Source organism: Gordonia namibiensis NBRC 108229 (assembly GCF_000298235.1).
Lineage (GTDB): Bacteria > Actinomycetota > Actinomycetes > Mycobacteriales > Mycobacteriaceae > Gordonia > Gordonia namibiensis.
Window position 1 is genome coordinate 24628 of sequence record NZ_BAHE01000001.1, and the last position, 19648, is coordinate 44275.

A 19648-nucleotide genomic window follows, 5' to 3' on the forward strand; every position below is an offset into this window, starting at 1 on the left:
CCGATCTGAAGGGTGATCTCATGGGCTTCACTTCGTGGTGGCACTGGGCGATTGTCGCCGTCGTGCTGCTGATCCTGTTCGGCTCGAAGAAGCTGCCGGACGCCGCCCGAGGTCTCGGACAGTCGCTGCGCATCTTCAAGAGCGAGGTCAAGGAGATGCAGAAGGACGACAAGCCGGCCGACACCGCACCGGCATCGCCCGACGCCCCGCAGCGGGAACTCCCGTCGGCTGACAACACCCAGCCGGGCACGTCGTCGAACGCCGACGCCAAGAAATCGGCTTAGGGGCGCGTCGGAGAATCCGAGTGCGCATCCCCTTCGACCCCCGATACCGCAAGCGCAAACTCAATCCCGACGGCACGATGTCGTTGGTCGAGCACCTCTATGAGTTGCGCACCAGAATGGTCATCTCGCTGCTGGCGATCGTGGCCACGACGGTTCTCGGGTTCATCTGGTACAGCCACGGCTTCCTGGGAATCCCGTCGCTCGGTGACATGCTGCGCGGGCCGTACTGCGACCTGCCGGCCTCGAGCCGTGCCACGCTGACCGCCGACGACTCCTGCCGTCTGCTCGCGACCGGTCCGTTCGACCAGTTCATGCTGCGACTCAAGGTCGCGCTCACCGCCGGTGTCGTACTGGCGTGCCCGGTGTGGATCTATCAGACCTGGCAGTTCATCACCCCCGGCCTGCACCAGAACGAGCGCCGCTACGGCATCGCCTTCGTCACGGTCGCGACCACGCTCTTCGTCGCCGGTGCCGTTCTGGCGTACCTGGTCGTCGCGAAGGCCTTCGACTTCCTGTTGACCGTCGGCAACGAGGTCCAGGTGACCGCGCTCGCCGGCGACCAGTACTTCGGCTTCATGATCAACGTGCTGGTCATCTTCGGTGTCAGCTTCGAGCTGCCCCTGTTGATCATCGCGCTCAACCTCGTCGGCGTGCTGACCTACGACCGCCTCAAGAAGTGGCGGCGCGGCCTGATCTTCGCGGTCTTCGTCTTCGCCGCCATCGTCACCCCGGGCCAGGATCCGTTCACCATGCTGGCTCTGGCGATCGCACTGACCGTCCTGCTGGAGTTCTCCATCCAGTTCGCCCGCATCGTCGACAAGCGTCGGGGCAAGCGGGCGCCGAGCTGGGCCGGACTCTCCGACGACGAGGCCAGCCCGTTGCCGCCGACCCGTCCCGTCTCGCCGCCGTCGCCGGTCGCGACCTCTGCTGCGGGCAGCCCGAACGCCACCCGGACCTCGACGCGGGCACGCGAGACATTCGACGACGTCCTGTGAGTCAACTCGACGCATTCACCTCGCGGCTGGACTTCGGACTCGATCCGTTCCAGCGTCGTGCCTGCGAGGCACTCGAAGCCGGTCACGGCGTCCTGGTCTGCGCACCGACCGGTGCGGGCAAGACGATCGTCGGCGAGTTCGCGGTGCACCTCGCGCTCGCGGGCGGTACCAAGTGCTTCTACACGACCCCGATCAAGGCCCTGAGCAACCAGAAGTACGCCGACCTCGCGGCCGTCCACGGTCACGAGTCCGTCGGCCTGCTCACCGGCGACAGCTCCATCAACCCGGACGCGCCGATCGTCGTGATGACGACCGAGGTCGTGCGCAACATGATCTACGCCGAGTCCCGCGCCCTCGACGGACTGTCGCATGTGGTGATGGACGAGGTGCACTTCCTCGCCGACCGCTTCCGCGGTGCGGTCTGGGAGGAGGTGATCCTGCACCTCGAACCGTCCGTGCGTGTGGTGAGCCTGTCCGCGACCGTCAGCAACGCCGAGGAGTTCGGCGACTGGATCCAGACCGTCCGCGGCGACACCTCCGTCATCGTCGACGAGCACCGGCCGGTCCCGCTGTCGCAGCACATGCTGGTCGGCCAGCGCATGTTCGACCTCTTCGATCCGGCCGATCGCGATCCCGCCGACCGCAAGGGGTCACGTCCGCGGGTCAATCCCGAGCTCAAGCGGCACATCCGTCACCGCATCCTGCTCGCCGAAGACGAGCGCGAGTCGTCCCGGGGCCGAGGCCGCCGAGGTGGCGGGGGTCAACCACGACGCCGCGACGGCCGGGGGCCGTTGCTCTCGCGTCCCAATCTCGTCGGCCGCCTCGACCGTGAGGGGTTGCTGCCCGCGATCGGGTTCATCTTCTCCCGGGCCGGATGCGACGCCGCCCTGGCGCAGTGTCTGCGGTCGGGTATCGCGCTGTTGACGCCCGAGGAAGCCGCCGAGGTCGACGCCGTCGTCGACCGGCGCCTCACCGAGCTTTCACCCACCGACGCCGATGTGCTCGGTGTGCAGGAATGGCGCGAAGGTCTCCGCCGCGGCCTGGCGTCGCATCACGCCGGGATGCTCCCGACCTTCCGCCACGCCGTCGAGGAACTTTTCGTCCGCGGTCTCGTCCGCATGGTGTTCGCCACGGAGACCCTGGCTCTCGGGATCAACATGCCCGCCCGGTCGGTGGTCCTCGAGCGTCTCGTGAAGTACAACGGCGAGTCGCATGTCGACCTCACCCCCGGCGAGTTCACCCAGCTGACCGGCCGCGCCGGCCGCCGCGGGATCGACGTCGAGGGCCATGCGGTCGTGGTGTGGACCCCCGAGGTCGTCCCCGAGGAGGTCGCCGGACTCGCGGGTGCCCGCACGTTCCCGCTGCGCAGTTCGTTCTCGCCGGAGTACAACATGGCGGTCAATCTGCTCGGCCGGCTCGGTCTCGACGGGGCCCGCGAACTCCTGCACCGGTCGTTCGCACAGTTCCAGGCCGACCGATCGGTCGTCGGGCTGGCCCGCAAGCTCCACGAATCGCAGCGGGCGCTGCGCAAACTCGACGGCGAGCTGGCCCGCGCCGCCGAAGCGCGGGGTCTGGAGCCCGGGGGAGTCGACGCCACCGGAGAACCAGCAGTGGGCGACGCGGAGGCGTACGCAGGGTTCCTCGGTTACGTCACGCTCCGTGAGGACATCCGGCGCCGTGAACGAGACCTCAAGTATCGCAAGCGGATCAACACCGAGGACGCGATCGTCGCCGACCTCGCCGCGCTCAAACGCGGCCACGTCATCGGGGTGCCGGTCGGACGCCACCGCGGTCTCGCGGTCATCGTCGAGCCGGCCACCCAGGCAGCAGATCCCAAACCGCTGGTGGTCACCGAGGACGCCTGGTGCGGACGAATCGGGCTGCGCGACTTCGTCAATCCGCCCGAAGTTCTCGGCAACATGCGGTTGCCGAAGAACGCCGACCGCCGGACCGGCCGCGGCCGTCGTGATCTCGCATCGGCGTTGCGCTCCACCGGGATCGAGATGCCCCGCGGCCGATCCAAGAAGCGCGCCGACGCCGCCGACGATTCCGAACTGGCCGCGATGCGACGCACCCTGCGTGCCCATCCCGCACACCAGATCCCGAACGGCGACGAACTGTTCCGGCTCGCCGAGAAGCGCAACCGACTCCTGCGCGACATTGTCACCGCCGAACGCAGCATCGGTGAGCGGACCTCGACGCTCGGTGTCACCTTCGACCACATCGTCGGTGTCCTCAGCGAGCTCGGCTACGTCGAACGCGTCCGCGAGGCCTCCGAATCGACCGGCCACACCATGCGGGTGACCGAATCGGGGAAGCTGCTCTCTCGCATCTACAGCGAGAGCGATCTCGTGGTGACCGAATGCATCCGCGCGGGCGTGTGGGACGACCTGTCGCCGGCCGACCTGGCCGCCGTCGTCGCTGCACTCGTCTATGAGAGCCGCCGTGACAGCTACGGCGGGGTCGACGCGCTCCCCGGGAGCACCTCGCTGCGCACGGCGATGGCCGCGACCGTCGACATCTGGTCGAAGGTCACCGCGGTCGAGTCGCGCCACCGGGTCAGTCCCACCCGCGAGCCGGACACCGGTTTCTCGCTCGCGGTGGCGACATGGGCGTCAGGCCGATCGCTCAGCGAGGCGTTGCTCCTCGCGGGTGAACGCGGCCAGCTGCTCTCGCCGGGCGACTTCGTCCGCTGGAACCGCCAGGTCATCGACCTCCTGGAACAGGTCCGCCTGTGCGTCGGCACCGACACCCGCCTGGGCGGCACCGCGCGATCCGCGGTCAAGGCGATCCGTCGGGGAGTGGTCGCCGCCGAGCTCGGTTGAGCCCGTCGGTTCACCAGACGACGCTTCGGCCACCGTGCGCTTGGTTGCCTGATAGTCGTGTGTGCCTGAGGTAACGTTCATCCCGCATTCGGTGTCGGGGAGGGATGTCCCGGCACTGCCGCGCGACGTCACAGTTCGCCGACACCTCGACGAGGTGGGAGCCGAGTGGGAGGGGACTCATGACCGACCCGAACAACCCGAATCCGTCCCAGCCCCAGCAGGGCCAGCCCGGCGCCGGCGACAAGACCGAGATCGTGAACACGGGCGGATCCCAGCAGGGCGGTTCGCAGGCCGACCCCACGACGATGGCGCCCAACCCCGCCTACGGACAGCCCCAACAGGATCCGAACCAGCAGGCCCCGTACCCGGCGAATCCTTACCAGCAGAACCCGTATCAGGCTCCCGGATACGCGCCCGGAGCGCAGGCATCAGGGGGTCAGCCGCCCCAGAATCAGCCGACCCAGGTCGGGTACCCGGGGGTGCAGCCCGGCCAGTACGGACAGCCCGGCGGCCAGCCGGCCTACGGTGCCCCGGACCAGGGCGCGCCCAACTACGGCGGACCCTCGCAGCCGTACGGTCGGCCCGACCCCGGACAGTACGGTGGCGGACAGTACGGGGCCGGTCAGTACGGTGCCGCCCAGTACGGGACGCCGGGTCAGTACGGTCAGCAGCCCTACGGCCAGCCGCAGCAGCCACAGCAGGCACCGGGCGTCTCCGGCCAGAACCAGTTCGGCGGACCCGACCAGTTCAGCGGCATGGCGACGCCCAAATCGAACAAGACGCTCCGAACCCTGCTGTTCGCCGGGGGCGGTGCGCTGATCGTGATCGCCGCGATCGTCCTCATCACCGCCTTCGTAGCACCCGGCTGGGCACCGAAGAACCTCGACCAGCAGGCGGCCCAGGACGGCGTCCAGAAGATCCTCACCGAGGACTACCAGGCCAGCGACGTCAGCAACGTGAAATGCCCGTCCGGTCAGCGCGTCAAGGAAGGCTCATCGTTCACCTGCTCGGTGACCGTCGGCGGACAGGACCAGCAGGTCACCGTCACCTTCATCGACGACGAGGGTCGCTACGAGGTCTCGCGTCCCAGCTGATCAGGCCTTGGGCCAGCCCAGCGCCTTCGACAACCGGCTCACCGACGCCCCGATGCCCAGCTCCTCGACGAGCGCGGCCAGCGCCTCGGGGTCGGCCGGTTCGGACGGGAGCAGATCCGGCCCGCTGTCGATGGTCTCCGCGTCGGTGCGCACCGAGACGACGGTGCGTGCGGCCTCCAGATAGTCAGCGGCAGCGAGTAGCGCCTTGCGAGCCCGCGTCGGGACCTTCGACGACGAGTCCCGGGCGGCCTCTTCGAGCGCGTCCAGGCTGCCGTACTCGCTGATCAGTTTCGCCGCGGTCTTCTCACCGATGCCCTGCACGCCGGGAAGACCGTCCGACGGGTCGCCGCGCAGCATCGACATCTCCGCGTAGCCGATCCCCGCGCGATCGGCGGGCACGCCGTACTTCTCGCCGACCTCGACCGGCCCCATCATCTCGGCCTTCGCCAATCCGCGCCCGACGTAGAGCACCCGCACCGGAACCGGATCGTCGGACACCACCTGCAGCAGGTCGCGGTCACCGCTGACGACGATGACGGGGTCCTTCGCCTCCTCCCAGGCGAGCGTCCCGATGACGTCGTCGGCCTCGCAGCCGACCGCACCCGAGGTCGCGATCCCCGCGGCGGCAAGGACATTCATGATCATGTCGACCTGCGGCGTCAGCGTGTCCGGAACCTCTTCGACATCGATGGTCTCCGTGCCCGTGGCATCGGTCGCACCGTCCTCGACCGCGACGCGGTGCGCCTTGTAGGTCGGGATGAGAGCGGTGCGGAACTCGGGACGCCAGTCGAGGTCGAGGCAGACGACGAGGCGCGTCGGGTGTTCGCGCGTCACGAGATTCGCGATCGTGTCGATGAATCCCCGAACCGCGTTGACCGGTCGCCCGTCGGGGCTGGTCATCTTCTCGGGCAGGGCATAGAACGACCGGAACCACAGGCTCGCACCGTCGAGCAGCATCAACGAATCCGTCACCCACACACTCTCGCATTGACGGTGTCGCCGCGTCACCACGACCCGCACACCCGGCGGTAGTCTTCGACCATGGCTGCGACATCGACGACCGCCGGCTCGGCGGCACCGCTGTTCGATCCCGAGGTGTACCGCGAACGCATGCGCCGCGCCGCGGAACTCACCCGCGACGCCGGCCTCGACGCGCTGGTGGTGGCGCCCGGCCCGGACCTCCGCTACCTCGTGGGCTCACGCGCCGACACCTTCGAACGCCTCACCGCACTCGTGATCCCCGCCGCGGGGGACCCGAAGCTGGTCATCGCGCGCCTCGAGGTGCCGTCGTTGTCGGCCTCAGCCGTCGGCGATCTCGGCATCGAGGTGGCCGACTGGGTCGACGGCGACGACGCGCACGGTCTCGCACTCGCCGGTCTGCCCTCGAATCCGGCCATCGCGGTGTCGGATTCGATGCCGGCCCTGCACGTGATCCCGCTGGCCCGGCACACCGGCGCCACCCCGCAACTCGCCACCGCCGTACTCCGCGAACTCCGAATGATCAAGGACGACGCGGAGATCGAGGCCCTGCGTCGAGCCGGCGCGGCCATCGACCGCGTCCACGCCCGGATGGGTGAGTGGCTCAAGCCCGGACGCACCGAGCGCGAGGTCTCCGACGACATCGCCGCGGCGATCCTCGAGGAGGGCCACACCGAGGCGGCGTTCATCATCGTCGGCTCCGGACCCAACGGCGCCGACCCGCATCACGAGTTCTCCGACCGGGTCATCGAACGGTCCGACATCGTGGTCATCGACATCGGCGGACCGGTCGAACCCGGCTACAACTCCGACTCGACCCGCACCTACTGCTTCGAACCGCCGGCCGCCGACGTCGCCGACGCCTACGCCGCCCTGCACGAGGCCCAGCGTGCCGCGGTCGACGCCGTGCGGCCCGGGGTCACCGCCGCGTCGATCGATGCAGCGGCTCGCGACCTGCTGCGCGAGCGCGGTCTCGCCGATCAGTTCATCCACCGCACCGGGCACGGCATCGGCCTCTCCGTGCACGAGGAGCCCTACATCGTGAACGGCAACGACATCACCCTGCGCCCCGGCATGGCCTTCAGCGTGGAGCCCGGGGTGTACTTCTCCGGCCGCTGGGGCGCCCGCATCGAGGACATCGTGGTGGTCACCGAGGACGGTTGCGAATCGTTCAACAACCGCCCGCACGAGTTGGTGCAACTGTAGTCACCCGGACAGCGGTCTATCCGAACAGCGACGCCTGACCTCCGCTGGCCGAGTATCGAGGTCACCCGAATGGCGACGCTTTACCTCCGCTGGCCGAGTAGCGACGACCGAGCGGAGCGAGGACGCCGCGTATCGAGGTCACCCGGACAGCGGTCTATCCGAACAGCGACGCCTGACCTCCGCTGGCCGTATCGAGGTCACCCGAATGGCGACGCTTTACCTCCGCTGGCCGAGTAGCGACGACCGAGCGGAGCGAGGACGCCGCGTATCGAGGTCACCCGGACAGCGGTCTAACCGAACAGCGACGCCGACCCGAGCACCCGGGACACGCTGATCTCGATCACCACGCGTCGGGGGTTGGGCTTGGGCTGCCGGTATCGCTGCGCGTAGCGCTGTTCGGCCTCGTGGACGCGTTCGGGTTCGCGGCTGATGCGCGCCGGACCCTCCAGGGTCAGCCACCGCGGACCCTCGACGTTCGTCACCGCCGCATAGCCACCACGCTCGACGTTGCGCACCTTCTGGCTGCCGTCGAAGGTGATCACCCGCGCGAGCCCGGCGTGGGGGTCCCAGGTGAATCCGACCGCCACCGAATGCGGTGTCCCGTCGGCGCGCAGCGTCGTGAGTGTGCCGAGGTGGCGTTCGGTCAGGAACTCGACGGCGGCGGGGCCGATGTCGGCAGCGGTGCGTGGCATGACAGCCACGCTAGCGCGACGGGGTGGCAGGAGGGCCCCGGGGCTGGTGCGATACTGCTGTGCATGGCGTCTGAGACATCTCCGGGTTCGCTCGTCCTGTTCGGCGGCCGCAGCGAGATCGGGGTGGCCACCGCACAGCGCCTGGCCGAAGGACGGACGGTGGTCCTCGCGGCTCGTCGGCCCGACGACCTCGCCGACCAGAAGGCCATCCTGCTCGACGCCGGCGCCACCGCCGTGCACACCGTCGCCTTCGACGCGAACGACATCGACAGCCACCCCGGGTTGATCGCGTCCCTGGTCGAGGAGTTCGGCCCGATCGGCATCGCGATCGTCGCCTTCGGGATTCTCGGGGACCAGGCGCGCGCGGAAGCCGATGTCGCGCATGCCCTGCAGATCGCGCACACGGACTACTACGCACACGTCAGTGTTCTGATTCCGCTGGCCGCCGCCCTGCGCGCGCAGGGGTCCGGCACGATGATCGTTTTCTCGTCGGTCGCCGGTATCCGCGTGCGCCGGGCCAACTTCGTCTACGGCTCCACCAAGGCCGGCCTCGACGGTTTCGCCAGCGGCATGGCGGACTCGCTGCACGGCACCGGCGTCCGGCTGCTCCTCGCCCGACCCGGCTTCGTGATCGGCGCTATGACCAAGGAGCTGATGGAGTCCGGCGTGAAACCCGCACCCTTCTCGAAGACCCCCGACCAGGTCGCCGACGCCGTTGCCCGTGCGTACCGCAAGGGTCGCGGCGAGGTCTGGATCCCGGCGGTGCTGCGGCCGGTCTTCTTCGGCATGCGTCTTCTCCCTCGTGCGGTGTGGCGGAGAATGCCCCGATGAGCTCCACGCCGTCGGGTTCGGGCGTACCGCCGCGGTTCGTGGTCGTCGGGATCGGCGCCGACGGCTGGCGCGGACTCGGCGACGCGGCACGCGACGAACTTCGCGATGCCCGCGTGATCTACGGCGCAACACGGCAACTCGCCTTGCTCGACGAGGTCGAGCACGAACTGACCGGTACACGGGAGGCGTGGCGCTCCCCGATGTCGGCACATCTCGCCGAAGTCCTCGAGATCGCTTCCGGTCAGATCCACATCCTGGCCAGCGGTGATCCCATGTTCCACGGCGTCGGCGCCAGCATCGCCGGGCGGGTGGGCGCCGACCGGGTACGGATCTATCCGGCGGTGTCCAGCGCGAGCCTGGCCTGCGCGCGTCTCGGCTGGGACCTTGCCACGACCCGGATCGTCAGTGCCGTGACCGCCGACCCCGAGGTCGTTCTCACCGAGGCCACCGACGGCGGACGTCTGCTCGTCCTCAGCCGCGACGACACGACCCCGGCAGCTATCTCGGAACTGCTCGCGCAGAACGGATTCGGGAGCTCGACGATGACCGTGCTCGAACAACTCGGTGGACCAGACGAGCGCATCCGTTCCTCGACCGCGGAATCCTGGGCGAATTCACCCGTGGACCCGCTCAACATCGTGGCCGTCGATTGCGCCGGACCTCGTCGTAGCCGGATGCCCGGCCGTGACGACGACACCTACGACCACGACGGCCAGATCACCAAGTCCACGATCCGCGCGATCACGGTCGCCGCGCTCGAACCGGCCGGACCGCAACTTCTCTGGGACATCGGCTCCGGTTCCGGAAGTGTGGCCATCGAATGGTTGCGCGCCGACAACCGGGGACGAGCGGTCGCCTTCGAACAGAACGCGGACCGGGCAGAACGGCTCACCACCAACGCTCGTCGGCACGGCGTCGGCCATCGCCTGTCGCTACGCGGTGCCGCGCCCGAAGCCCTCTCCGACGCACCGCCTCCCGACGCGGTGTTCATCGGCGGTGGCCTCGACGAGAAGGTCCTCACCGCCGCCTGGAACGCACTCCGACCTTCCGGACGGATCGTCGTCAACGCCGTCACCGTGGAGAACCAGGAGATCCTGGTCCGTTGGCACGCCGAACGCGGCGGCACCCTGCGGCGCCTGTCCGTGGAGACCGTCGCGCCACTCGGGACGATGACCACCTGGCGGCCGGCGCTGCCGATCGTCCAGTGGGCCGCAACCAGAGACGACCCAGCAATCGAGGCGGGATCGAAGGCATGACCGTCTACTTCATCGGCGCCGGCCCCGGCGCTCCCGACCTGATCACCCTCCGCGGCGCGCGGCTGCTGGGGGAGTGCCGCAGCTGCCTGTACGCCGGCTCGCTGGTACCCGACGAGATGCTCGAGCTGTGCCCCGACGACGCCGTCCTCGTCGACACCGCGCGGATGCCGTTGTCCGACATCGTCGATCACATCGTCTCCGCTCACGAACGCGGGGACGACGTAGCGCGCCTGCACTCCGGCGACCTGTCGATCTACTCCGCGCTCGCCGAACAGCAACGCGAACTCCGTGCGCGCGGCATCCCGTTCGAGATCGTGCCCGGGGTGCCCGCCTTCGCCGCCGCGGCCGCGGTACTCGACACCGAACTCACCGTCCCCGGCGTGGGTCAGAGTCTACTCATCACCCGGGTGTCGACGCTGTCGACCGACATGCCCGACGGCGAGGACCTGGCGAGCCTCGCCGCGACCGGTGTGACACTCGCCCTCCATCTCGCCGCCCACCGTGCCGAGCAGATCGTCAAAGCGCTCGCACCGCATTACGGTTCGGAATGTCCCACCGCGACCGTCGCTTTCGCGAGCCGGCCGAACCAGCAGGTGGTGCGCTGTCCGCTGAACCGGCTACCGGAGGCCTTGCACGCCGCCGACATCCGCAAGACCGCGATCATCTTCGTCGGACGTGTCCTCGACGCCTCGGCGTACCCCGAGGTGACCGACAGCTACCTGTACTCCCATGCCCGCATGACGAAACTCCGCGAGACACCGCACCCATGACCGGTGAACAGATCCTCATCCTCGGCGGCACCGGCGAGGCACGTGCGCTGGCGAAGTCGCTGATCGACGCCGAACGGTCGGTCATCAGCTCTCTCGCCGGGCGCGTGGACAATCCGCGCCTGCCGGTCGGCCCGGTCCGGATCGGCGGCTTCGGCGGAGTCGACGGTCTGCGGGAGTGGCTGATCAGCAACCGGATTCAGGCCGTCGTCGATGCCACGCATCCGTTCGCGGCGACCATCACCCGGAACGCCGCGCAGGCTGCGTCGGAAGCGGGGGTGCCGCTGCTCCGGCTGCGTCGCGAACCGTGGACCCCGACCCAGGCCGACCGCTGGATCCGCGTTCCGGATCTCGCGGCTGCCGCCGACGAGGTACGACGCCGCGGCAAGCGGGTACTGCTCACCACGGGCCGCCAGGATGTCGGCGAGTTCGCCGATATCGACGACGTCTGGTTCCTCATCCGTGTCGTCGACCCGCCGACTGCGGAACTTCCTGCGCACCACGAGATCCTGCGATCCCGCGGACCGTACGATTACGACTCGGAGCTCGCACTTCTGCGCGAGAACCGGATCGATCTGCTCGTCACCAAGAACAGCGGGGGAGCGCTGACGAAGGCGAAACTCGACGCCGCCGCGGCCCTGGGTATCGACGTGATCGTCGTCGACCGTCCGATCGAACCCGACGTCCCGGCGGTGTCAGACGTCGCTGCCGCCCAGGCTTGGCTCGAGCGGCTGCTCGGCTGAGACCTGTTCCGGCTCATCGGCCGGGGTGTGCCGGCGGGGCGTGAACACCAGGGAGCCGGCGGCGCGCGAGACGACGCGGGTCGCCGATGACCCGATGATGAGCAGCGTCCGCATGTCGACGACTTCCGGGTCGAGGTCGGCGACGGTTGTGGTGGTCAGCGTCTGTTCCGGGCCACCCACGTCGCGACCGAGAACGACGACGCGATCCGGCGACACCGTCTGCAACAGCGTGTGTTTGAGGGCCCCGACCTGCCATGAGCGGCTCGCCGAACCCGGGTTGTAGACGGCGATGACCAGGTCGGCGGCCAGAGCGGCACGGATGCGGCGTTCGATCACCGACCACGGCTTGAGGCGGTCGGACAGGGAGATCACCGCGAAGTCGTGACCGAGAGGCGCACCGACGGCCGCCGCCACCGCGGTTGCGGCGGTGACACCCGGAACCACCCGGACCGGGACGTCATGCCACTGCGGCTCGGCGGCCACCTCGGCGACCGCGGCCGCCATGGCGAAGACACCGGGGTCGCCCGATGACACCACGGCCACCCGGGCACCACGTCGGGCGAGGTCGAGCGCGAATTCGGCGCGTTCGGACTCGACCCGGTTGTCGCTGGCGTGCACGCGCTGGCCGGGCCGCGGGGTCACGCGCTTGAGGTAGGTCGTGTAACCGACCAGGTCGGTGGCGGTGGCGATTTCGGCGCGCACCTCCGGCGTCGTCCAGCTGTCGTGGCCCGGTCCCAAGCCGACGACCACCAGCTCGCCCGGTACCGGTTCCGGCTCGAAGCGCGGGTTGTTCCGGCGGCCGGGAACCACGAGGATCGAGAAGTACGGCACCTCAGCAGGATTCACGTCCGCGGCCGGTAGCACACGTTCGACGGTGGTCGAGGCCCGTTCGACATAGAAGGCCTCGTCGAGACGACCCGCCTCGCGCAACGCCTCCCGCACCCGTTCGAAGGTGCGACCCAGCTTCATGATGACGATGGCGTCGGCAGAGCGGAAACGGAACAGCAGCTCCTCCGTCGACGCCGTACCCGGCACCACCGTGAGGGTCTCCTCGCCCTCGACCAGCGGAATGCCGGTGGCCGCCGACGCCGCGCTCACCGACGTCACACCCGGCACGATCTCGGCGTCGAAGTGCGGGGACAGCCGCTTGTGCATGTGCATGTAGGAGCTGTAGAAGAGCGGATCCCCTTCGGCGAGAAGGACGACGTCCCGGCCCGCACGCAGGTGGACGGCGAGTCGCTCCGCGCTTTCGGTGTAGAAGTCGTCGAGCGCGCCCTGGTAGCCCCCGGGATGGTCGGTGGTCTCGGTGGTGACCGGGTACATGAGCCGCTCTTCGGTCTGGTCGTCCCGCAGGTACGGTTCGGCGACCGACCGCGCGATGCTGTTGCCATGGCGCGCACAGTGATACGCGACCACGTCGGCGGTGCTGATCACCCGCGCGGCCTTGACCGTCATGAGTTCGCTGTCGCCGGGGCCGAGGCCGATGCCCCAGAGCTTGCCCGGGAAGACGTCGTCGTTGACTGCAGGCACATTCACTCCTGAGGGGTGGCGAGCGCGTTGACGGCAGCGGCGGTGATCGCCGACCCGCCACGACGACCGGTGACGGTGATGAACTCGAGATCGGTGCGGGCAGCGAGGGCCTCACAGGATTCCGCCGCGCCGACGAAACCGACAGGTGCGCCGATGATCGCGGCCGGGCGGGGCGCGCCCTCGTCGATCATGTCGAGCAGGGCGAACAACGCGGTCGGGGCATTGCCGATCGCGACGACCGCACCCTCGAGGCGTGGCAACCAGAACTGCAGGGCGGCAGCGGTTCTTGTGGTACCCATCTCCTCGGCGAGGGCGGCGAGGCCCGGTTCGGAGAGGTGGCACAGCACTTCGTTGTCGGCCGGCAGACGTTTGCGGGTGATTCCGGAGGCCACCATCGACGCGTCGCAGAGGATCGGGGCGCCGGCCTCGAGTGCCCCGCGGGCCGCGCGCACGACGCCGGGCGTCGCGACGACGTCGCGCGTCAGATCGGTCTGGCCGCAGGCGTGGATCATCCGGACGACCACGGTCGACACATCGGAGTCGAAGGCGGACAGGTCCGACTCGGCCCGGATCGTCGCAAAGGACTGGCGGTAGATCGCGGCGCCGTCGCGCAGGTACTCGGTCATGGTGCGCACGAGCCTAGCGGCGATGCCGGTCGTACCCGCCCTCGGGCGTGGCCTGCACCGACAGGTGAGCGCCCGCGGGGGAGCCGCAGCGACGTTCACAACCGACCCAATGTTCGCGGTCGCCGACCGGGAGGCCCGCCTCCACGTGTGCGAGAAGGTCGTCGCGCACCGGGGCGTTGGCGGATCCGCAGCGGGGGGCGCCCACACAGCAGCTGACTCGCGCCCACGGCGAGTTCGCGTCGAAGATCAGACCCATCGGCGCGAGAACCCGCACCACGGTCTCGGCCACACCTTCACCGAGGTCGCAGATCAGGATCTCCCGGTCCGGGGTGAAGACCACCGGCGACTCGACCGCGCCGATGAACTCGGCCAGGCGCGCGGGCAGCCGGCCGAGTTCGACGACCGAGCCGAGCAGCACCGATCCGTCGTCCTGATCGAACCAGCCCACGATCGGCCCTGTCGGGTCCGGTATGTCTTCTTCGCCGGATTCGACCAGGGGGGTGAGGATTTCGGCGACGCGGCGCTCCAGGCTGCTTCGGTCCTCGGTGCCGAGATCTCGCACCCGCCAGGCGCCGGGTGCCACCTTGTTCAGACCGGCGGCCACCGCGATGAGTGCCTCGACGATCCCGTCCGGCCCTTCGGCCGACCCGACCGGGACTCCACCGATCAAGATGTCGGCGACCACGGGTTCGGCCGATCGCACCACTGCACACGCATCGGCGCCGCGGCGGCGGATGTCGCCCCGGCCGTCGTCGATCCCGAACAAGAACCGTCCCGAGATCGAGGAGGCCGACGGATCGGCCCGCAGTGCGTCGTCGAGCGCCGTTGCCAGCGGACCGGCGTCGGCGATGCCGCCGATGCGGCCGGTCAGCGGGCTGACCTCGATGTTGCGCACCCTGTCGTGCGATGAGCTGGGTGCAAGGCCGGCGTTCACCACGGCGTCGGCCACGGCCTCGACGTCGGTGATGCCTCGGAGCTGCAGGTTCCCGCGTGCGGTCAGTTCGAGGAAGCCATCGGCGTGAGCGGCTGCCGCCTGGGCGAGGGTGGTGAGCTGGTCGGCGCGAATGCGTCCTCCGGGGAGCCGGATTCGGGCCAGCGCGCCGTCCTGCGCCTCGTGCGTGCTGAACACGCCGGGACAACGATCCCCAGACTCCCGGATCGCGGTCTCCCGGATCGTCGTGCCGGGAGCGGGTTCGGCCGCCTCAGTCATTCCCCCAGCCTACGACCGGCCCAGGTGAGGACTTCGCCGACCGGTCGCCGTACGCTGAGACCCAACCGCGAGCGGGCTGAAGCCGGTGAGAATCCGGCGCGGTCGCGCCACTGTGACGGGTCCCGACGAAAACCGGGTGCCCCAGCCAGACCAGTCCCTCGCACACACCCGACACTCCGGGCGCGACAACCCGGCGAGGAGACACGATGATTCTGCTGCTCTCGACCTCGGATACCGACCTGCTGACCGCGGCGGCCGCCGGCGAGGCGAACCCCGAGGTGGGGTTTCGCGGCGCGAATCCTGCACGGCTCCTCGTCGACGAGATCCCGGCCCTCGCCGCCGACGCCGACCTGATCGTCGTCCGCATCCTCGGCGGAACGCGCGCCTGGGAAGAGGGACTCGCCGCGGTCGAGGCGACGGGCAAACCGCTGGTGGTGTGTTCCGGCGAGCAGCAGCCGGACCCTGACCTGATGGCCCATTCGACGGTGCCGGCCGGTGTCGCCGCCCAGGCGCACGACTACCTCGCCGCCGGTGGCGTCGCGAACATCGTCAACCTGCACCACTTCCTGTCCGACACCGTGCTGTTCACCGGCCACGGCTTCGAGCCCCCGCAGCAGACCCCGGCCTGGGGAATCCTGGAACGCGCGGAGCGTGATATCTCCGAAGGGCCGACCATCGCGGTCCTCTACTACCGCGCTCAGCATCTCGCCGGAAACACCCGCTACATCGACGCGCTCTGCAGCGCCATCGAAGAGCGTGGCGCGCGCGCACTGCCGATCTTCTGCGCGTCCCTGCGCACTGCTCCCGACGACCTGATCGAGCTCCTCGGCACGGTCGACGCTCTCGTGGTCACCGTCCTGGCAGCCGGGGGAGCGACCCCGGCGACCGCATCGGCCGGTGGCGACGACGAGGCGTGGAACATCGAACGGCTTGCCGCACTCGACATCCCGATCCTGCAGGGCCTGTGCCTCACCGGTTCCCGCGCGGACTGGGAGGCGAGCGACGACGGCCTGTCACCGCTCGACGTCGCGACACAGGTGGCGGTGCCGGAGTTCGACGGCCGCATCATCACGGTCCCGTTCTCCTTCAAGGAGTTCGACGACGACGGTCTGCCCTGGTACCAGCCGGACCCCGAGCGCTGCGCCCGTGTGGCGGGCATCGCGGTGTCCCATGCACGGCTACGCCGGATCCCGGTCGCCGACAAGCGCATCGCCGTCATGCTGTCGGCCTACCCGACCAAGCACGCCCGTATCGGCAACGCCGTCGGTCTCGACACCCCGCGCAGCCTGCTGCGCCTGCTCTCGGCCCTACGGGCGGCCGGTTACGATATCGGACCGGAGTCCGGCCCCGGTGCGATACCCGGCCTGGCCGAGGACGATTCGGATGCGCTGATCCACGAGATCATCGCCACCGGCGGCCAGGATCCGGATTGGCTGACCGAGGAAACTCTCGCCGCCAACCCCATCCGCCTGCCCGCCGCGGAGTACCGCGCCTGGTTCGAGACCCTGCCGGAGGAACTGCGCAGTGCCGTCGTCGAACACTGGGGCGAGGCACCCGGTGAGCTGTTCGTCGACCGGTCGACCAATCCCGACGGCGACATCGTCATCGCCGCATTGACTTTCGGCAACATCGCGATCATGGTGCAGCCGCCGCGCGGGTTCGGCGAGAACCCGGTTGCGATCTACCACGACCCCGACCTCCCGCCGTCGCACCACTACCTGGCGTCCTACCGGTGGATCGCCGCTCGGCAGGCCTCGGGCCAGGCCGGTTTCGGTGCCGACGCGATCGTGCACGTCGGTAAACACGGCAACCTCGAATGGTTGCCGGGCAAGAACCTCGGCATGTCCGCCAACTGCGGAACCGACGCGGCCCTCGGCGATCTCCCGCTCATCTATCCCTTCCTCGTCAACGACCCGGGGGAGGGGACCCAGGCCAAGCGCCGGGCACATGCCGTCCTCGTCGACCACCTGATCCCACCGATGGCGCGCGCCGAATCCTACGGCGACATCGCCCGCCTCGAGCAGCTGCTCGACGAACACGCCAACATCACCGCCCTCGACCCCGCGAAACTCCCGGCGATCCGCCAGCAGATCTGGACGCTGCTCACCGCGGCGAAGATGGACCACGACCTCGGACTCACCGAACGCCCCGACGAAGAGGTCTTCGACGACATGCTCCTCCACGTCGACGGTTGGCTGTGCGAGATCAAGGACGTCCAGATCCGCGACGGCCTCCACGTTCTCGGCGAGCCCCCGCGCGACGACGCCGAGGTCGACCTCGTCCTCGCGATGTTGCGCGCCCGACAACTGTGGGGCGGAACCTCGGCGCTCCCCGGGCTCCGCGAGGCGCTGGGCCTGGTCGAAGACGGCACCGCCGAACGCGGGACCGTCGATGTCGTCGAGGCGCAGGCCCGCGAACTGGTCGCGGCGTGCGCGAAGGACGACTGGTCTCCGACCGCCGTCGCCGAGGTCACCGCCGGACTGCCCGATGCGGTCGGCGATGTCCTGCGTTTCGCGGCGACCGAAGTCGTCCCGCGTCTGCGGCAGACGACGGGGGAGGTGCCCCGCGTGTTGCACGCCCTCGACGGCGGCTTCATCCCCGCCGGCCCCAGCGGATCCCCGCTGCGCGGGCTGATCAACGTGCTGCCGACCGGCCGCAACTTCTACTCCGTCGACCCGAAGGCCGTGCCCTCACGGCTGGCGTGGGAAACCGGTCGCGCGATGGCCGACTCGCTGCTGGAACGCTATGTCACCGACCACGGCCACCACCCGGCGTCGGTCGGGCTGTCGGTGTGGGGGACCAGCGCCATGCGCACATCCGGCGACGACGTCGCCGAGGTCCTCGCCCTGCTCGGTGTGATGCCGGTGTGGGACGAGATGTCGCGCCGCGTCGTCGATCTCGAACTCATCGACCTCGCCGAACTCGGCCGCCCGCGCATCGACGTCACCGTCCGGATCTCCGGGTTCTTCCGCGACGCCTTCCCGCACGTGGTCGCGATGCTCGACGACGCGGTCGCGCTCGCCGCGGCGGCCGACGAACCGGACGAGCAGAATTTCGTCGCCGCCCACGTCCGCGCCGCGATGGCCGAGCACGGCGACCGCCGCCGCGCGGTCACCCGCGTCTTCGGATCCAAACCCGGAACCTACGGCGCCGGAATCCTGCAGCTCATCGACTCCCGCGACTGGCGCAGCGACGAGGACCTCGCACGGGTCTACACCGAGTGGGGCGGCTACGCCTACGGCCGCGGACTCGACGGTGTCCCGGCGGTCGACGACATGCGCGCCGCCTACAAGCGGATCGCGGTGGCCGCCAAGAACACCGACACCCGCGAACACGACATCGCCGACTCCGACGACTACTTCCAGTACCACGGCGGCATGGTGGCGACCGTCCGCGCGCTGACCGGAACGGCGCCCGAGGCCTACATCGGCGACAGCACCCGGCCCGACTCCGTCCGCACCCGCACGCTGTCGGAGGAGACCGCCCGCGTGTTCCGCGCTCGCGTCGTCAACCCGCGCTGGATCTCGGCGATGCAGCGCCACGGATACAAGGGTGCCTTCGAGATGGCCGCGACCGTCGACTACCTCTTCGGCTACGACGCCACCACCGACGTCGTCGCCGACTGGATGTACGAGAAGCTCACCGAGTCCTATGTCCTCGACGAGACCAATCAGGAGTTCATGCAGCAGTCCAACCCCTGGGCACTGCACGGCATCGCCGAACGCCTGCTCGAGGCCGTCGAACGGGACATGTGGCACGAACCGCCCGCCGAACTCCTCGATCAGCTGCGCAACGTGTACCTGCAGACCGAGGGCGACATCGAGGCCCGCGGGGAAGACTAAGGTCCTGCTGGCCGAGTAGCGACGACCGAGCGGAGCCGCCGGGTCGAGTAAGCGACGAAGGAGCGCATCGAGATCGAGGACGCCGCGTATCGAGGTCGAACCCCCGGGAGAAAAATCGCTCCCTCGTTCGTTACCCCGCCAGACCCTGACATCGAGGGTGCCGGCAAGGCACCGAAAGACAGGTGAGACGACCATGGCACTCCGCTACTTCGCCGTGTACGCGCTGCTGGAGATCGCCGCCTTCGTGGCGATGGCGTTGTGGCTCGGGTTCGGCTGGGCTGTGCTGATCAGCATCGCGGCCGGCGTCCTCGGGTTCCTCACCTTGCGCTGGCAGGGCCGCAAGGTCTTCGGCGAGCTGCGTCGCGCCGCGAACAACGAGGTCGACGCGCGGGCGCCGCTGGCCGACACCGCGCTCGTCGCGACCTCGACCATCCTGCTGGTCATCCCGGGCATCGTCTCGACTCTCGCCGGAATACTGCTGCTCTTCCCGCCGACCCGCAAAGCGTTGCGCCCGGCCGTGGTGGCCGTCGGCGCCAAGCGGATGGCGACCGCGGTGGACCGCGCGGGCCTGTACGCCACCGGCGTCTACGGCAGCCGGATCCGCGGTGGCGGCGTTCCCGGTGGTGGGACCGTCGTCGACGGCACGGTTGTGGACTCCGACACCTCCGGAACCGGCTTCGGCCCAGGAACCACACCGATGACCACCCCGCAGCTGCCGCCCACGCGCTGACCTGGGCACGCCCCGCGCGACCCCTCCCGGCCACATTCA

The 19648-nt window shown here is 69.4% G+C and carries 16 protein-coding genes; 11 read left to right on the plus strand and 5 right to left on the minus strand.

Features of this window, described 5'->3' with window-relative positions:
• The first annotated feature begins 20 nt into the window (after nucleotides 1–20).
• The 4 genes from tatA to GONAM_RS00130 all read left to right on the plus strand — a co-directional run bounded on the left by tatA (nucleotide 21) and on the right by GONAM_RS00130 (nucleotide 5198).
• Nucleotides 21–284, plus strand: a complete 264-nt coding sequence (gene tatA / locus GONAM_RS00115; protein ID WP_006864725.1) for a Sec-independent protein translocase subunit TatA — start codon at nucleotides 21–23, stop codon at nucleotides 282–284.
• A gap of 20 nt (nucleotides 285–304) precedes the next feature.
• A complete protein-coding gene (tatC, locus tag GONAM_RS00120) occupies nucleotides 305–1279 on the plus strand; it encodes a twin-arginine translocase subunit TatC (RefSeq protein WP_006864726.1) in 975 nt (324 codons plus the stop codon).
• On the plus strand, nucleotides 1276–4104 hold the full coding sequence (locus GONAM_RS00125; RefSeq protein WP_006864727.1) for a DEAD/DEAH box helicase: 2829 nt from the start codon (nucleotides 1276–1278) through the stop codon (nucleotides 4102–4104). Before tatC ends, GONAM_RS00125 begins: the two co-directional genes overlap by 4 nt.
• A 179-nt stretch (nucleotides 4105–4283) precedes the next feature.
• A complete protein-coding gene (locus GONAM_RS00130; protein WP_006864728.1) occupies nucleotides 4284–5198 on the plus strand; it encodes a DUF4333 domain-containing protein in 915 nt (304 codons plus the stop codon).
• Here GONAM_RS00130 and GONAM_RS00135 read toward each other — a convergent pair whose 3' ends face one another.
• Nucleotides 5199–6155, minus strand: a complete 957-nt coding sequence (locus tag GONAM_RS00135; protein ID WP_006864729.1) for a 5'-3' exonuclease — start codon at nucleotides 6153–6155, stop codon at nucleotides 5199–5201.
• Between the two features lie 84 nt (nucleotides 6156–6239).
• On the opposite strand from GONAM_RS00135, the gene GONAM_RS00140 reads away from it, so the two are divergent.
• Nucleotides 6240–7382 (plus strand): M24 family metallopeptidase, encoded by a 1143-nt coding sequence (locus GONAM_RS00140; protein ID WP_006864730.1) that lies wholly within the window; start codon nucleotides 6240–6242, stop codon nucleotides 7380–7382.
• A 290-nt stretch (nucleotides 7383–7672) separates the two neighbouring features.
• Here GONAM_RS00140 and GONAM_RS00145 read toward each other — a convergent pair whose 3' ends face one another.
• Complete coding sequence (locus GONAM_RS00145) at nucleotides 7673–8074, minus strand: PPOX class F420-dependent oxidoreductase (protein WP_006864731.1); 402 nt, start codon at nucleotides 8072–8074, stop codon at nucleotides 7673–7675.
• Nucleotides 8075–8137: 63 nt separating this feature from the next.
• On the opposite strand from GONAM_RS00145, the gene dprE2 reads away from it, so the two are divergent.
• The 4 genes from dprE2 to GONAM_RS00165 are packed head-to-tail and all read left to right on the plus strand — an operon-like array spanning nucleotide 8138 to nucleotide 11671.
• Nucleotides 8138–8905 (plus strand): decaprenylphospho-beta-D-erythro-pentofuranosid-2-ulose 2-reductase, encoded by a 768-nt coding sequence (dprE2, locus tag GONAM_RS00150; protein ID WP_006864732.1) that lies wholly within the window; start codon nucleotides 8138–8140, stop codon nucleotides 8903–8905.
• On the plus strand, nucleotides 8902–10161 hold the full coding sequence (locus tag GONAM_RS00155; protein ID WP_006864733.1) for a bifunctional cobalt-precorrin-7 (C(5))-methyltransferase/cobalt-precorrin-6B (C(15))-methyltransferase: 1260 nt from the start codon (nucleotides 8902–8904) through the stop codon (nucleotides 10159–10161). The genes dprE2 and GONAM_RS00155 overlap by 4 nt, the downstream gene beginning before the upstream one ends.
• On the plus strand, nucleotides 10158–10931 hold the full coding sequence (gene cobM, locus GONAM_RS00160; RefSeq protein ID WP_006864734.1) for a precorrin-4 C(11)-methyltransferase: 774 nt from the start codon (nucleotides 10158–10160) through the stop codon (nucleotides 10929–10931). The genes GONAM_RS00155 and cobM overlap by 4 nt, the downstream gene beginning before the upstream one ends.
• On the plus strand, nucleotides 10928–11671 hold the full coding sequence (locus tag GONAM_RS00165; protein WP_006864735.1) for a cobalt-precorrin-6A reductase: 744 nt from the start codon (nucleotides 10928–10930) through the stop codon (nucleotides 11669–11671). Before cobM ends, GONAM_RS00165 begins: the two co-directional genes overlap by 4 nt.
• On the opposite strand, the gene GONAM_RS00170 is transcribed toward GONAM_RS00165, so the two are convergent.
• Genes GONAM_RS00170 through cobG form a run of 3 tightly spaced genes read right to left on the minus strand, consistent with a single transcriptional unit; the run spans nucleotide 11624 to nucleotide 15037 of the window.
• Complete coding sequence (locus GONAM_RS00170; protein ID WP_006864736.1) at nucleotides 11624–13201, minus strand: precorrin-2 C(20)-methyltransferase; 1578 nt, start codon at nucleotides 13199–13201, stop codon at nucleotides 11624–11626. The two genes, GONAM_RS00165 and GONAM_RS00170, sit on opposite strands and share 48 nt — an antisense overlap.
• A 2-nt stretch (nucleotides 13202–13203) precedes the next feature.
• Nucleotides 13204–13827: a precorrin-8X methylmutase gene (locus GONAM_RS00175; RefSeq protein WP_006864737.1), complete on the minus strand. Its 624-nt coding sequence runs from the start codon at nucleotides 13825–13827 to the stop codon at nucleotides 13204–13206.
• A 13-nt stretch (nucleotides 13828–13840) separates the two neighbouring features.
• Nucleotides 13841–15037, minus strand: coding sequence for a precorrin-3B synthase (gene cobG / locus GONAM_RS00180; RefSeq protein WP_006864738.1), 1197 nt, complete (start codon nucleotides 15035–15037; stop codon nucleotides 13841–13843).
• 206 nt (nucleotides 15038–15243) lie between these two features.
• Between cobG and cobN the strand changes: the two genes are divergently transcribed.
• On the plus strand, nucleotides 15244–18879 hold the full coding sequence (gene cobN, locus GONAM_RS00185) for a cobaltochelatase subunit CobN (RefSeq protein ID WP_006864739.1): 3636 nt from the start codon (nucleotides 15244–15246) through the stop codon (nucleotides 18877–18879).
• A 193-nt stretch (nucleotides 18880–19072) separates the two neighbouring features.
• A complete protein-coding gene (locus GONAM_RS00190) occupies nucleotides 19073–19609 on the plus strand; it encodes an FxsA family protein (protein ID WP_006864740.1) in 537 nt (178 codons plus the stop codon).
• Nucleotides 19610–19648 lie beyond the last annotated feature (39 nt).

Bases quoted from the DNA above. Each gene is read 5' to 3' on its own strand.
- tatA (WP_006864725.1), top strand. From the start codon at position 21: ATGGGCTTCACTTCGTGGTGGCACTGGGCGATTGTCGCCGTCGTGCTG.
- GONAM_RS00130 (WP_006864728.1), top strand. From the start codon at position 4,284: ATGACCGACCCGAACAACCCGAATCCGTCCCAGCCCCAGCAGGGCCAG.
- GONAM_RS00135 (WP_006864729.1), bottom strand. From the start codon at position 6,155: ATGCTGCTCGACGGTGCGAGCCTGTGGTTCCGGTCGTTCTATGCCCTG.
- GONAM_RS00140 (WP_006864730.1), top strand. From the start codon at position 6,240: ATGGCTGCGACATCGACGACCGCCGGCTCGGCGGCACCGCTGTTCGAT.
- GONAM_RS00145 (WP_006864731.1), bottom strand. From the start codon at position 8,074: ATGCCACGCACCGCTGCCGACATCGGCCCCGCCGCCGTCGAGTTCCTG.
- dprE2 (WP_006864732.1), top strand. From the start codon at position 8,138: ATGGCGTCTGAGACATCTCCGGGTTCGCTCGTCCTGTTCGGCGGCCGC.
- GONAM_RS00155 (WP_006864733.1), top strand. From the start codon at position 8,902: ATGAGCTCCACGCCGTCGGGTTCGGGCGTACCGCCGCGGTTCGTGGTC.
- cobM (WP_006864734.1), top strand. From the start codon at position 10,158: ATGACCGTCTACTTCATCGGCGCCGGCCCCGGCGCTCCCGACCTGATC.
- GONAM_RS00165 (WP_006864735.1), top strand. From the start codon at position 10,928: ATGACCGGTGAACAGATCCTCATCCTCGGCGGCACCGGCGAGGCACGT.
- GONAM_RS00175 (WP_006864737.1), bottom strand. From the start codon at position 13,827: ATGACCGAGTACCTGCGCGACGGCGCCGCGATCTACCGCCAGTCCTTT.
- cobG (WP_006864738.1), bottom strand. From the start codon at position 15,037: ATGACTGAGGCGGCCGAACCCGCTCCCGGCACGACGATCCGGGAGACC.
- cobN (WP_006864739.1), top strand. From the start codon at position 15,244: ATGATTCTGCTGCTCTCGACCTCGGATACCGACCTGCTGACCGCGGCG.
- GONAM_RS00190 (WP_006864740.1), top strand. From the start codon at position 19,073: ATGGCACTCCGCTACTTCGCCGTGTACGCGCTGCTGGAGATCGCCGCC.